At 60.4% G+C, this 13,828-nt stretch carries 10 protein-coding genes; 7 read left to right on the plus strand and 3 right to left on the minus strand.

Annotation, left to right across the window (positions count from 1 at the left end; all coding sequences use genetic code 11):
- Positions 1–11: 11 nt before the first annotated feature.
- Positions 12–1,505 (minus strand): fumarylacetoacetate hydrolase family protein, encoded by a 1,494-nt coding sequence (locus HMI58_RS01530; protein WP_171584896.1) that lies wholly within the window; start codon positions 1,503–1,505, stop codon positions 12–14.
- 229 nt (positions 1,506–1,734) lie between these two features.
- Here HMI58_RS01530 and HMI58_RS01535 point away from each other — a divergent pair, with 229 nt between their 5' ends.
- The 4 genes from HMI58_RS01535 to HMI58_RS01550 are packed head-to-tail and all read left to right on the plus strand — an operon-like array spanning position 1,735 to position 6,308.
- Entirely contained in the window at positions 1,735–3,657 is a 1,923-nt protein-coding gene (locus HMI58_RS01535; RefSeq protein WP_171617908.1) for an FAD-binding monooxygenase, read from the plus strand.
- Positions 3,654–4,040 carry a DUF5997 family protein gene (locus tag HMI58_RS01540; RefSeq protein ID WP_171617909.1) on the plus strand — a complete coding sequence of 129 codons (387 nt, stop codon included), beginning with the start codon at positions 3,654–3,656 and terminating at the stop codon, positions 4,038–4,040. The genes HMI58_RS01535 and HMI58_RS01540 overlap by 4 nt, the downstream gene beginning before the upstream one ends.
- Before the next feature lie 55 nt (positions 4,041–4,095).
- Positions 4,096–5,205: a glycosyltransferase gene (locus tag HMI58_RS01545; protein WP_171617910.1), complete on the plus strand. Its 1,110-nt coding sequence runs from the start codon at positions 4,096–4,098 to the stop codon at positions 5,203–5,205.
- A gap of 26 nt (positions 5,206–5,231) precedes the next feature.
- Positions 5,232–6,308, plus strand: a complete 1,077-nt coding sequence (locus HMI58_RS01550; protein WP_171617911.1) for a glycosyltransferase — start codon at positions 5,232–5,234, stop codon at positions 6,306–6,308.
- Here the strand turns inward: HMI58_RS01550 and HMI58_RS01555 are convergent.
- Both HMI58_RS01555 and HMI58_RS01560 read right to left on the minus strand, forming a co-directional pair.
- Complete coding sequence (locus tag HMI58_RS01555) at positions 6,305–7,186, minus strand: galactosyltransferase-related protein (protein WP_171617912.1); 882 nt, start codon at positions 7,184–7,186, stop codon at positions 6,305–6,307. The two genes, HMI58_RS01550 and HMI58_RS01555, sit on opposite strands and share 4 nt — an antisense overlap.
- Positions 7,183–7,896: an SOS response-associated peptidase gene (locus HMI58_RS01560; RefSeq protein WP_171584890.1), complete on the minus strand. Its 714-nt coding sequence runs from the start codon at positions 7,894–7,896 to the stop codon at positions 7,183–7,185. Before HMI58_RS01560 ends, HMI58_RS01555 begins: the two co-directional genes overlap by 4 nt.
- Before the next feature lie 101 nt (positions 7,897–7,997).
- On the opposite strand from HMI58_RS01560, the gene HMI58_RS01565 reads away from it, so the two are divergent.
- From HMI58_RS01565 to HMI58_RS01575, 3 genes are read left to right on the plus strand one after another with little or no spacing between them, the layout of a single operon-like run.
- Entirely contained in the window at positions 7,998–8,759 is a 762-nt protein-coding gene (locus tag HMI58_RS01565) for a hypothetical protein (RefSeq protein ID WP_192476226.1), read from the plus strand.
- Between the two features lie 53 nt (positions 8,760–8,812).
- Positions 8,813–10,363, plus strand: a complete 1,551-nt coding sequence (locus HMI58_RS01570) for a DNA polymerase Y family protein (RefSeq protein ID WP_240153717.1) — start codon at positions 8,813–8,815, stop codon at positions 10,361–10,363.
- A gap of 35 nt (positions 10,364–10,398) precedes the next feature.
- Positions 10,399–13,815, plus strand: a complete 3,417-nt coding sequence (locus HMI58_RS01575; protein ID WP_171617914.1) for an error-prone DNA polymerase — start codon at positions 10,399–10,401, stop codon at positions 13,813–13,815.
- Positions 13,816–13,828: the final 13 nt, after the last annotated feature.

Raw genomic sequence — 13,828 nt, forward strand, 5'->3', positions numbered from 1 at the left:
CGACGACGGCGTCAGTCACCTGGGGTTCCTGTGGCAACCCACTGCGCGTACTTCGCCTTCCAGTCGGCGTTCATCGGGTAGAGCCCGTCCACGCCGTTTCCCTGTTTCACCATTTCGAGAATGAAGGTCTCCTCCTGCTCCTGCAAGATGCAGTCCTCCACCAGTTCCTCTGCTAGGGCCGGGGGGATCACCAGGATGCCGTCCGCGTCGGCGACGATGATGTCGCCGGGCTGAACGGTCGCCCCTCCGCACGCGATCGTGATGTCGGTATCCCACGGGACATGGCGCCGGCCGAGGACCGCCGGGTGAGGGTTGGCGAAGTAGGTGGGCATCTCGAGATCAGCCACCGCCGAGTAATCCCGGACACCGCCGTCGGTGATGATTGCTGCTGCCCCGCGCACCTGGGCCCGCATGGCGAGGATGTCGCCGACTGTCCCAGTGCCCTTCTCCCCGCGTGCCTCCATCACGAGGATTTCGCCCTCATTGACCGAGTCAATGGCCCGCTTCTGTGCGTTGAAGCCACCGCCGTGAGTGGTGAACAGATCCTCCCGGTTGGGCACGAAGCGCAGGGTGCGCGCGAGACCGACCACGCGCCGGTCGGGCCTGGTGGCCTGCAGTCCGTCGATGCTGACGTTGTTCAAACCCCGTCTGCGCAGCTGGGAAGAAAGGGTGGCAGTGGCAACGCTTTCCAGTTTCTTCAGCAGGTCCGGCGACAGCGCCCCTTTCAGCGGTGCCAGTCCTGCCGCATCACGCGATCCGTAGGCTTCCTCGCGCTGGGTGTCATCGGGTTTGGGGCCAGCACCGAAGTCCGCCAACGGCGTCGATCCTTCCACCACCTGGGTCCTCAGGCGTCCACTGCTATAGCTTCCCGCGGTGACCTCGACGTCAACCAGGTCGTCAGGGTGGGCCACCGAAGCGCCCGCGGGTGTCCCGGTGAGGATCATGTCGCCCTCCTCAAGCGTGAGGAGCTGGGACAGGTCGGCAATCAGCCGGGCAAACGGGAAGAGAAGGTCGGCCGTGGTGTCGTCCTGGACCAGGTGGTCGTTGTGCCAGGTGCGGATCCGCAGCGACGCGGGGTCGACGGCGTCGGCCGGGATCAGGAGAGGGCCTACCGGAGTGAACCCGTCGCCCCCTTTGGAGCGGACATTTGATCCCTTGTCGGCGTAGCGAAGGTCATAGACGCCGAGGTCGTTGCTGGCGGTGACCCACGCGACATGGCTCCAGGCGTCTTCGGGGGCGACACGCCGCGCCCTGGTCCCGATGATGAGGGCTATCTCGCCTTCGAACCCGAGCAGTTCACAACCCAAAGGACGCTCAACCACTCCTGGGGTCTGGACTGATCCGAGCGCAAGCGACGTTGGGGGCTTCAGGAAATAGGAGGGCTGCAGGGGAGTGCGTCCACGCTGGGCAGCCCGGCTGGGGTAGTTGAGATGGACGGCAATGACCTTGCGGGTACGTGCAAGCAACTCGCTGGTCAATGCTGTGGTCTGGGAGGCGGTTCCCATTGCAGCGTTCTCCTTCTCATCCGGCAGATTGTTCAAAATCGTATACGATATTCTAGCGTGTGTGACGTGGGGCACGTCAACCACCCGGCGCCTCCGGGTTATTGTGACCTGCGTTATATTCGTCATACAGTTTGAGCGTCATTCGATTATTGGATCGGCCGTTCAAATAGAGAACATCGATCTGCCAATTCACAAGTTTGTGTCACAAAGATGTGAGTAAGGACAGCCCGTGCACTTCCACCATCACGGCTACGTATCAGGAGACCCCCGCATCCAGGCAGCCGCCGGATCAGGTGTCAACCGACCAGAGGAGCTGCCCAGCCAGGTGGACGTCCTGATCGTTGGCACCGGGCCGGCAGGCATGCTCGCCGCCGCCCAACTGTCCCAATTCCCGGGCATCACCACTCGCATCGTCGAACGTCGGCCAGGCAGGCTCGCCATCGGTCAGGCAGACGGTATCCAGGCACGCAGTGTCGAAACATTCCAGGCATTTGGGTTCGCCGAACGGATTACCGCCGAGGCATACCGGATCACCGAGATGGCGTTCTGGAAGCCGGACCCAGCGGATCCAACGCGCATTGTCAGGACCGCGCGACCACTGGATGACCCTGCCGGCGTGAGCGAATTTCCTCACCTGATCGTCAACCAGGCCCGCGTCCTGGACTATTTCGCTGAATTCATGGCCAACTCCCCCGCCCGGATGAGGCCCGATTATGGCCTGGAATTCACCGGCCTCACCGTCTCCGACGACGGCGACTACCCGGTTGCCGTCACCCTGACCCACAGTGCAGGCCCGCTTGCGGGGACCGAACAGACGGTGCGAGCCAAGTATGTGATCGGTGCCGACGGTGCCCGCAGCAAGGTCCGCGCCGCGATCGGCTGTACCCTCGCCGGAGACGCCGCGAACCATGCGTGGGGGGTGATGGATGTGCTGGCGGCGACCGACTTCCCCGATATCCGGCTGAAGTGCGCCATCCAGTCCGGCTCAGGTGGGAGTATCCTCCTCATTCCGCGGGAGGGCGGTCACCTGTTCCGGATGTACGTTGACCTGGGTGACGTCGATGCTCACACAAAGAGCGGGATCCGCAGCACCACAGTGGAAGAGATCATCGCAAAGGCCAACATGATCCTCCACCCCTACACCCTGGACGTCCGCAACATCGCGTGGCACAGCGTGTACGAGGTGGGCCACCGGCTCACGGACCGGTTCGACGATGTCCTCCCGGAAGAGATCGGTACCCGTACCCCACGGGTCTTCATCACGGGGGACGCCTGCCACACCCACAGTGCCAAGGCTGGTCAGGGTATGAACGTTTCGATGCAGGATGGGTTCAACATTGCCTGGAAACTCGGGCATGTCCTGGAAGGACGCAGTCCCGAAAGCCTGCTGTCCACCTACTCCGCCGAACGTCAGGTCGTGGCGAAGAATCTAATCGACTTCGACAAGCAGTGGTCCTCACTGATGGCCAGGAAACCTGAGGAGTTTGAGGATCCGGCCGAGCTGGAAAACTTTTACACCTCCACCATGGAGTTTCCTGCTGGCTTCATGACCGAATACACGCCTTCCCTGATCGTGGGCGCACCCGTTCACCAGGAACTCGCGGCAGGGTTCCCGATCGGCAAGCGGTTCAAGTCTGCACCGGTGGTCCGTGTCTGCGATACCAATCCTCTGCACCTGGGCCATCAGGCGACCGCCGACGGACGCTGGAGAATCTACGTATTTGCCGACCAGCCCCTCCCGGGAACACCGTCGAAAGTGGCCACGTTGGCTGACTGGCTTGGCACCTCGCCCGAATCCCCACTCACCGCAACCCCTGTGGAACTGGACGACGACGCGTGGTTCGATGTCAGGGTGATCTATCAGCAGGACCATCAGAGCATCGACATCAATGCCGTCCCTGCGGTGTTCAAGCCCCAGGTGGGTCCCTTCCAACTGGACTACCTGGAAAAGGTCTTCGGAAGTGATCCAGCCGCCGACATTTTCGAGCTGCGCGGGGTGGACCGCGGTGGCGCCATCGTTGTCGTCCGGCCAGACCAGTACGTGGCGCACGTGCTACCGCTGGATGCTCACGCTGAGCTGGCCGCGTTCTTCGCCGGAATGCGTGCGGAGAGCAGTCCGGAGGCAGCCGGGGGAGCTAGGGTTAAGGGATGACCCCCGCTAAAAGCACCCAGACCATGAAACCCGCCACCGCGGCGAAGAAACTGGGAATCTACCTGCCAGCCGCACCCCAGGATTTCCAGGACAGCGAGGTCACCCGAGCGGAATTCAATCAGCTGCAGCAGAACCCGCCGGAATGGCTCGCGGAGCTGCGCCGCAACGGCCCCCACCCCCGCCCGGTGGTAGCCCAGAAGCTCGGCATTTCCATCAGCGGACTGGCGCGGGGCGGGGTTACCGAGCCGCTGACGACGGCTGACATCACCACCCTGCTGGCGGAACCACCCAAGTGGTTGGTCGCTGAGCGGTCAACTCACGCGGCGGTCCGGAAACAGGATCTCATTGCCAAGAAGCTGCACTCGGAGAGCCCCAAAAATTAAGTGGTAAGCGCCACACCGGGTCGACATTTCACGGAAATGAAGCATACTTACCATTATGCTGCTTGCTCAACCGTTGAACATTGCCGTCATGGCCCACCTGCACCATCCCATCGCCAGCCCCTTCCCCGGTGGGCTGGAAATGCATACTGCGCTGCTGGCTGAGGAATTGTCGGCACGCGGACACACTGTCACGCTGTTCGCCAAGGGCGGCAGCCGCACATCAGCCCGCCTGATGTCCGTGCTGGACGCAGGCTTCAGCTTCACCAGGTATCCCGAGGGGCCGGCCAGGGAAGCCCAGACCCGTCTCCTGGACGAGGCCCAGAACAGAACATTGCAATTAATCAATGAGGGCACATTCGACGTCGTCATCAACAATTCGCTCAGCGCCCTGCCTCATCTCACGCCACCGGCCCACCCGATGCTCACCATTCTGCATACTCCACCCCTGCCACGCGTGACCGCAGCGCTTGATGCCCAGACCCACAATCGGCAGTCGGCGCACCGGATAGTGAGCGTCTCCGCGGCCAACGCCCGGCAGTGGCGGCACCACCTTCGCGACATCGATGTGGTCCACAATGGAATCCGTCTGGAGGAATGGGGTACGGATGCGGCAGCGGACCGCCACCCGAGCGTTGCCGTCTGGGCTGGCAGGATTACTCCGGAAAAGGGTCTGCACGTAGCCATCGAGGCGGCTGCCCTTGCCGGGATGCGCATCCGGTTCGCCGGACCCATCAGTGACCAGGACTACTTCAACCGGACCATTGCGCCGCTGTTGAGTGAGTCGGTCGAGCATGTGGGCCATTTGGACCATAGCCAGCTTGCCGCGTTTCTGGGGTCCGGTACGGTATTTATCGCTTCACCACTGTGGGCCGAACCCTTTGGACTAACCACCGTCGAAGCCATGGCTTGCGGCACCCCCGTTGCCGCCCTGCCCTGCGGCGCGATGGGCGAGATCATTAACGATCGGGGTGGTGTGGTCGCAGCAGGGTTCTCGGCAGCCGACCTGGCCCGTGCCGTAATACAGTCTCGCACCCTCGACAATCGCCAGGTACGTGCATCCGCCGCGCGGTTCTCCGTGGAAGCGATGATGACCCGGTACGAACAGCACCTCGGCGACCTGGTGGGCTCGGGCGTCCTCGACGACGCCGACATGGTGGCGTCCTAGGCGGTGAGGCCGGATTGAATTTCCCTGTGGCACCCCCTCCGGTGAATCCCGAAACGCCAAGGCCCCGGGTCGCCTACTACGCCCATCACCACGGGTCAGGGCACCTGCGGCATGCGATGAACATCGCACGCCTGCAAGCAGTCAACCTTCTGGTCACCGGATCCACCGAGCCTGAGGGATTGTCCGGTATCCCCCAGACCAAGTTCGCGCACCTCACTGCCGATACCTGGCCCGACGGCGCCCCCTACCCCGTGCCCGGGGACCAGTTTCTGCACTACACGCCTACCAACCCCGCCATCCGGCAACGGTTCGCCGAGTTGCAGGCGGCGTGGCAGGATTTCGATCCCCAGGTAGTAGTCATTGATGTCTCTGCTGAGGCAGCAGTCTTCGCCCGGCTCAGTGGCTACCCTGTCCTCTACCGGCGCATGCCGGGCGACCGCTGGGATCCTGCCCACGAAGCGGCTTACGCTTCCGCGACCGGCCTCTTCGCCTATTACCCACGGGAGCTCGAGGATCCCGCCTATCTGGAAAGGCTTGGGCACCGGACCACCTATTTGGGGATGCTCGCTCCCACCGGAGAGCCCGGAGCGGCGAAGGACCACCATGGCGGGAAGGTGATCACCGTACAAACCAGCCTTGGAGGCAACGGCGTGAGTGCCACTGAGCTTGCCGAAGCTGCCCGATCCTGCCCCGACTGGCAGTGGAATGTGGTGGGTCTGAGCACTGGATCAGCCAATCTGCCGGCAAATGTGCGGCTGCTGGGTGTTCTCGCCGATCCTCGGCCAGAGCTTGCACGCGCGGACATCATCATCACCTCGGCCGGTTACCACGCGGTCGCTGCAGCGGCGTCTGCTGGGCGGCCAACCATTCTGGTCCCGGAGGAGCGCCCCTTCGCCGAGCAGGCAGCCTTCGCACGGGCACTGCGAGACACCGCAGGCATTCCGATGGCTGAATCGTGGTCCGGCGCAGCCTGGCCTGAGCTTCTCCAGCAGGCAGCGGCGACTGATCCAGAAGCGTTGAAGCGGGAGCTGTTTGTCAGCAGTGACAGCTTCAGGGACTCGTTCCTCGACCTGGTTTCCCGGGCTGCTGCGGCTGGCTCCTAATACGGAGCATCCACCCGCGCCGCAGCCACTTCTCCGGGAGTAGGGTGGCGGATCACTTCGATTGTGGGTGCCTCGTCCATCCACCTGAGGTACCCATGGTCCGTGAAGGCTGCCAGCCAGCCAGTCATGGGCCACCTCCCCCACTTTTCATTGAATACCTGTGAATTTGCAACGATATCGGCAAAATGCTGCAGGGGTGGCCGGGAGACCCCGTGGTGCTGGTGGAACATGGTGGCTGAGGAAAACGACAGCCGCACACCTTTGTTCCGCGCAGTGAAGGAAAAATCAGTGTCCTCGCCGCCGTAACCGGTGAAGGACTCATCAAACCCGCCGATCAGTTCAAAATCCGCTGCTGTTACGGCAAACCCGAGAGACCAGAAAAGCTCATACCGGTCGGTTGCGGCCGGCGGCTCACCCCCTGGCGGCGCCAGCGAGGTGCGTGCGTGGTGGGGAATCGATGCCCTCATCAGACCGTCGTCGCCCTCGGCTCGGGGGAAGCCGGCAGGGCCAAGGTATCTGGGCTGTGCCATGACCAGGCCACCGACACTGTGGAGGTCCCTCAGCAGGGTTTCGCACAGGGTACTGGCAGGAATGCAATCCACGTCAAGGAAAATGAGTGTATCTGTCGAAGCAGCCTGCGCCGCAGCGTTGCGGGCGGCTGCGAGGGGAAGGGTAGAGCTGCCGGTGGGAGAGATGTGCACCACCCGGACCGGGATCGACGACTCGATCGTCGCCGGGTTTGGTTGGTCCATGTAGACGATCACCAGTTCGGTGGGTTTCAGGGTTGAGCGGTTCAGACCGTAGACAAGATTTGTGAGGTGTTGATCGCGGTGGGAACTGATGACCAGGACCGAAAAATTCTGTGAGGGGGTTGTCATGCGGTGTGGATCGGTTCGATCAGCTGGGGACCGTTGTTGCGAACCGATCCGACAGCTTTGCCGACAACTCTGGGTACCAGCCTGGGTTCCGGGATGGCATCCATCAGGCCTTGGACATCAGCACCTGCGGTCAGCTTGGGGTCCAGCCAATCGGAGTAAAGCTCTGCCGGCAGGATCAGCGGTGTTCGATCATGGATGTGCCCCAGGGTATCGCTGGCCGTGGTGGTGATGATGGTGCAGCTGCGCAGCCACTTCTCGGGGTGGTCCTCAGGTAGTGCTGGATCCGGCCAGTATTCGTAGAGTGCAGCGAAGGCAAGCATGTCATCTGTTTCACCGTGTAGATAGGTGGGGATCTTGCCCTCTGGGCCCTTTTCCCACTCGTAGTAGCCGTTGGCCATGACGATACCGCGTCGTCGGGAAGCCGCGGTGCGGAAGGAAGGTTTTTCGAGGATGGTCTCTGCACGGGCGTTTATCAGGGGAGGGCCTTTCTTGGGATCCTTCATCCAGGAGGGCACCAATCCCCACCGTGCGGTGGTGAGCCGCCTGATAGGGTCACCAGCTGCCTCATCGAGCCTCTCCAGCAGAATCCGCACGGTGTCAGTAGGTGCCACATTGTAGGAAGGAACCGGAAGAAACTTGTCGACGAAGTCGACGTCAAACAGGTCGATCAGATCCTGGTCCGATCCTGCCACCACAAAACGTCCGCACATGAGGATAGGGTACTCCGCGGTAGCGACAAGCAACATTTTGACCGGCGTAGAGGCTGCTGAAACCGATTGACTTAATCGAACATATATTCGAATATTAAAGGGTGAGTTCTGTAGCCACCCGCCCCGCTAACACGCCGGGGTACCCCATGGGTCAGGACCTGTTCTCCACCGATCCAGCCGAGTCTCAAGGCAGTCATTCTTCGTTGCAGGAGAAGATCAACCAGATGCAAGGCAGCAGACTGGGCTCCCGGAGATTGCCTACTGTTCCCGCACTTGGCCGGATCCTTCCCGGTGGTGGCTTGATGGCAGGAGGCACCTACTCGGTGGAGAACTCCACCACTCTGGCGATGGCTCTCCTTGCCGGCCCCTCCGGATCTGGTGCGTGGTGCAGTGTGATTGGAATCCCCGATTTCAGTGTTGAGGCCGCAGCCCATCTGGGTATCGAACTTGAACGGCTCATCCTCATTCCCCACGTGGATAGCCAGTGGCTCACCGTGACAGCAGCAATGGTGGATGTAGTGTCGATCATTCTGACCAGGGCACCGGCCACCATCACTGGATCGGATGCTGCCCGGCTCAAAGCCAGGCTGAGGCAACGTGGTGCAGCTCTTATCAGCATCGGGTCCTGGCCTCAAAGCGAGGCTGTGCTCAGCGTTTCCGACAACAGGTGGGGAGGCCTGGGCACGGGATCGGGCCACCTTCAGACCCGTCAGTTCAGAATCACCGCCACGGCAAACAATGGTCGTTCACGCAGCACCGACCTTTCGTTGGCCGAACTGAAGCATGGCGGGTGGCCCCAACTGGACGGTGCTGACAACTTTAGGGATATCCACCGCTTTGTCCCAACAATGGTGAGTGCCTGATGGGTTCGCGTGCACCTATCCTGGCCCCTGGACGAAGTGCCACCAGAACCATGATGCTGTGGTGCCCGGACTGGCCGATCACGGCAATTCTGCGTGATCTCGCCATTCCAGAGAACGCCCCGCTTGCCCTCATCGATAAGGGGGAAGTTTTCGCCTGTTCTCCGGCAGCCCGCCTGGACGGTGTAAGGCGGGGCCTGAGGGTCCGTGAGGCGCAGGCGCGGTGCCCTGCATTGACCGTCAAACATTATGATCCTGATCTTGATGAACGGGTCTTCGAACCAGTGGTAACCGCTATCGAGCAGATCATGCCGGGAGTCCAGTTGGTGAGGCCGGGGTTATGCGCCATCCAAACCCAGGGCCCCAGCAGATACTACGGTGGGGAGTCACTTGCTGCTGCTGCACTCATCGCCACCCTGACTGCCCTGGGCCTTACCGCTGCCAGGATCGGTATCGCTGATTCACCGTTCGCTGCGGAACACGCCGCCCGTGCCACCGAAGTGCTGGTGGGGGTGGAGCAGGATCCCATCTGGGTGGTCCCAGCAGGAGGATCTGCCCAGTTTCTGGGTTCTTTCCCGCTGGAGGTGTTGGAGGAACCAAGGCTCACTGTGCTGTTGAAGCGTCTAGGAATCAGAACGCTCGGTGAATTTGCTGCCCTTGATGCAACAGATGTGCGTAACCGGTTCGGAATCGAAGGTGCCCTTGCCCACCGGAAAGCATGCGGCCTTGACCACCGCAGTGTGGTGGCGCGAACTCCCCCGCCGGAATTGGATGTTGCAGTTGACTTCGAACCGGCTTTGGTACGGATAGACCAGCTGGCTTTTGCTTTCAGGACTGCCGCTGACCGCTTTGTGGAAAGGCTTCGTGAAACAGGTCTCGTCTGCACCGCTTTGAGGGTGTTGTTGCATTCGGAATCGGGTGAGGTTTCGGACCGTCTGTGGCGGCATCCACGCTGGTTCGATGCCGACGACGTCCTTGATCGCGTGCGGTGGCAACTGCAGGGTGGAGGCTTGATTGAGCATGGGTTGCACTCGGGGATTACCCGGGTTCACACCATTCCCGAGACCGTTGAGGATCTCGGGGATCATGCCGATGGACTTTGGGGTACCGGGCCGGATGAAAGCATTCATCATGGTCTTGCCCGGGTTCAAAGCATGTTGGGTCATGGGGCGGTTCTGACAGCTTCGATTGCCGGTGGTCGGATGCTCAAGGACCGCAGGGTGTTTATCCCCTGGGGGGATTCACCAGCCGGTAATCCTCTGACAGCGATGGAGAAAAGCCAGCCCTGGCCTGGAAGAATTCCTGGCCCCGCTCCAGCCACGGTCTTCGATGAGCCCCAACAGGTACAGGTTCTGGATACTCAGGGAGGTTCAGTTGACGTTGACTCCCGGGGAATGCTCATCACTGTACCCAGTGAATTCTCTCCCCCCGGTGCGACAGTAAGGATGACTGTTCATCATTGGGCTGGTCCCTGGCCTGTCACTGAACGCTGGTGGGACTCTTCAGGCCGAACACTCAATCGATTCCAGCTGGTCGATGCCACGGGGGCAGCCTGGTTGCTGCTGCTGGAGGATCACCAATGGTGGGCAGAAGCCAGTTATGACTAGTCCAGCAGCCACTACCAGAGTGATCAGGGGGGGCCATGGGATTTAGTAATCCCCCCATTTCGTGGTCGGAGTTCGAACGTACTCTTTCAGACCGTAGCCGCCCCGGCGCCCCTCCCACCGGAGCCAACGGTGGTGACAGCCCAGCCTGGTCCCACAAACGTCAGCCCTATTTGCCACCTCAACTGACCGAACCGGAACCTACGGGTCCAGTGGTCCCTTATGCAGAGTTGCACGTTCATTCAAACTTCAGCTTCCTCGACGGCGCCTCAAGCCCTGAACAGTTGGTAGAGGAGGCGCACCGGTTGCGGCTGCATGGGCTCGCATTAACCGACCATGACGGATTCTATGGTGTGGTTCACCTGGCGGAAGCTGCCGAAAAATACCCCCAGTTATCCACCGTATTTGGGGCTGAGCTCTCACTTGATCTGCCGAAACCACAAAACGGGGTACCTGACCCGGAAGGTAGCCATCTGCTTATTCTTGCCCGTGGTGCGCAGGGGTACCGCAATCTGGCTGGAGCCATCACCACTGCACAGCTGGGCAATAACGCGGAGAAAGGAAAGCCGACCTACAGTTATCGCTCATTGGCTGAACATGCAGCGAACAGTTGGATGATCCTTACGGGCTGCCGAAAAGGCACCGTCCGCCAGGCCCTCGTCCGAGATGGGAGGCGCGGTGCGGAGGCAGCTGTTGGACACCTGGTTGACCTATTCGGCAAAGACAACGTAGCCGTTGAACTCATTGATCAGGGAAACCCGTTGGACAGTGCTTTGAATGATGAGTTGGCTGCCGTTGCTGAACGGCTGAAGCTTCCAGCTATTGCCACCAACAATGTGCACTATGCATCCCCTGCCCAGCACCGGCTCGCCACTGCGCTGGCTGCAGTACGAGCCAGAAGAAGCCTTGATGCGATGGACGGTTGGCTACCAGCTGCCGGGGCTGCTCATCTGCGGAGCGGTGCAGAAATGGCTGCCAGGTTTGCCGCCTTCCCCGGGGCAGTTGAACGAACAGTCGACCTGGCTGATGACCTGGCCTTCCGGCTGCGGAGCGTCAAACCCGGGTTGCCCAACCTTGCCCTCCCTGACGGCCACACCCAGATGAGCTACCTAAGGAAGTTGGTGTGGCAAGGTGCAGAGAAGCTGTATCCCGGGCGGAGGGACGTCGAGGACCGGATCGAAAAAGAACTCCGCGTCATTGAGGACAAGAATTTTCCCGGTTACTTCCTGATCGTTCATGACCTGGTCCATTTCGCCCGGAACCGGGGGATCCTGTGCCAGGGTCGGGGATCGGCTGCGAACTCGGCAGTTTGTTACCTGTTGGAGATCACAGCAGTCGATTCGATTCTGTACAACCTTCCGTTTGAACGGTTCCTGTCCAGCATGCGCGATGAGGAGCCAGACATTGATGTCGATTTTGATTCCGACCGCCGCGAAGAAGTTATCCAGTATGTCTATAACAAGTACGGGAGGTTCAATGCTGCCCAGGTTGCCAATGTCATCACTTATCGTCCCAAATTTGCCGTTCGTGACATGGCCAAAGCCCTCGGCCATAGTCCAGGACAGCAGGACGCCTGGTCCAAACAGGTGGAACGTTGGGGAGCACTGGTCTCAAGCCAGGACCATGACATTCCCGACACTGTAGTCCAGCTGGCACAAAGTGTCCTGAAATTCCCACGACATCTGGGTATCCATTCAGGGGGGATGGTACTCACTGACAGGCCAGTCGGTGAAGTATGCCCCATCGAGCATGGACGGATGGAGGGTCGAACAGTTCTTCAGTGGGATAAGGATGATTGCGCGTGGATGGGCCTAGTGAAATTTGATCTGTTGGGGTTGGGAATCCTTGCCGCCATCCAATACAACTTCGATTTGGCTGAGAAACACTTCGGTGAAAAGTGGGACCTGCACAGCCTCCCCAAGGAAGAGCAGGGTGTCTATGACATGCTCTGCTTCGCTGACTCCATCGGTGTGTTCCAGGTGGAAAGCCGTGCCCAGATGGGAATGCTTCCCCGACTCCAACCCAGGGAATTTTACGACTTGGTCATTGAGGTGGCGTTGGTGCGGCCAGGACCCATCCAGGGTGGTGCCGTGCATCCGTATATCAAGCGGAAACTCGGAGAGGAGGAGGTCACGTATCTCCATCCCAAGCTGGAGCCGGTACTTGAACGAACACTTGGTGTTCCGTTGTTCCAGGAACAACTCATGCAGATGGCAATGGTGGTCGGAAACTGTTCCGGTGCTGACGCTGATCAATTGCGCAGGGCGATGGGGTCCAAACGTGGTCTGGAGCGCATCGATACGCTGCGGGACAAGCTTTACGCCGGGATGGCATCCAATGGGATCACCGGGGAGACAGCGGATTCGATTTACCTGAAGATTCAGGCTTTTGCGAATTTCGGGTTTGCTGAAAGCCATTCAATTAGCTTCGCTCTTCTGGTGTATGCCAGCGCTTGGTTGCGACTGCACTATCCGGGAGCATTCCTTGCCTCTTTACTGCGTGCACAACCCATGGGCTTTTACTCACCGCAAACTCTGGTGGCTGATGCACGCCGTCACGGGGTGACAGTCCTCCGGCCAGATCTCCTGCACTCAGGGGTACATGCTGACCTTGAGCCAGTACCGGGCACGGGTGAACCCAGCGGATCCCCCACGGGTATTGACTCCTGCCTCCACCAGAAGCAACCCCCGGTCGGTCCATTTAACAGAAAAGTTCCCTTCGATTCCACGCATCATCGCCGGGATGGCAACTTCGCCGTGCGGTTGGGTCTTGATAGCGTCCAGTCGATCGGGACCAGGATCGCTGAACTGATTGTCAACGAAAGACAGACCAACGGAGTGTTCACCGACATGGCCGATCTGGCACGCCGCACTGAACTCAATGCCTCCCAGCTCGAAGCTTTGGCTGCTGCCGGAGCATTTGAATCAATGGGGTTAACAGAACGGGAGGCCCTCTGGAACGCAGGCCCTGCATCGACAGAACGGGCTGGTCAGTTAAAGGGAACAACCGTTTACATCCAACCGCCGCTGTTCCCTGATCTGACAGCCGCTGACCGAGTCGCATCCGACCTATGGTCGACCGGCATCACCCCGGATGACCATCCGGTTCGCCACCTCAGATCAACGCTGACGAAACGGGGTGTCCTCACAGCAGAGGACCTCATTAGTGCCGAATCAGGGCGAAGGGTCGAGGTAGGAGGTGTGGTCACACACCGGCAACGACCCGCTACAGCAAGTGGTATCACCTTCATGAACCTTGAGGATGAAACAGGACTGGTGAATGTTATCTGTTCGGTCGGGGTGTGGCAGAGGTATCGGCGTATCGCCAGGGAGTCCAGTGGTGTACTGGTACGGGGCATGCTGGAAAGGTCTTCAGAGGGTGTGGTGAATATTGTGGCTGACAAGTTTGAGGGCCTCACCATGAAAGCAACCACCAAATCACGGGATTTCCAGTAGGCCAACCGTGGGG

The sequence above is a fragment of the Arthrobacter sp. 147(2020) genome, from assembly GCF_013116715.1.
Lineage (GTDB): Bacteria > Actinomycetota > Actinomycetes > Actinomycetales > Micrococcaceae > Arthrobacter_D.

Excerpts from the sequence above, each read along its gene's own strand:
- HMI58_RS01530 (WP_171584896.1), bottom strand. The coding sequence starts at position 1,505 with ATGGGAACCGCCTCCCAGACCACAGCATTGACCAGCGAGTTGCTTGCA.
- HMI58_RS01540 (WP_171617909.1), top strand. The coding sequence starts at position 3,654 with ATGACCCCCGCTAAAAGCACCCAGACCATGAAACCCGCCACCGCGGCG.
- HMI58_RS01545 (WP_171617910.1), top strand. The coding sequence starts at position 4,096 with ATGCTGCTTGCTCAACCGTTGAACATTGCCGTCATGGCCCACCTGCAC.
- HMI58_RS01555 (WP_171617912.1), bottom strand. The coding sequence starts at position 7,186 with ATGACAACCCCCTCACAGAATTTTTCGGTCCTGGTCATCAGTTCCCAC.
- HMI58_RS01560 (WP_171584890.1), bottom strand. The coding sequence starts at position 7,896 with ATGTGCGGACGTTTTGTGGTGGCAGGATCGGACCAGGATCTGATCGAC.
- HMI58_RS01570 (WP_240153717.1), top strand. The coding sequence starts at position 8,813 with ATGCTGTGGTGCCCGGACTGGCCGATCACGGCAATTCTGCGTGATCTC.
- HMI58_RS01575 (WP_171617914.1), top strand. The coding sequence starts at position 10,399 with ATGGGATTTAGTAATCCCCCCATTTCGTGGTCGGAGTTCGAACGTACT.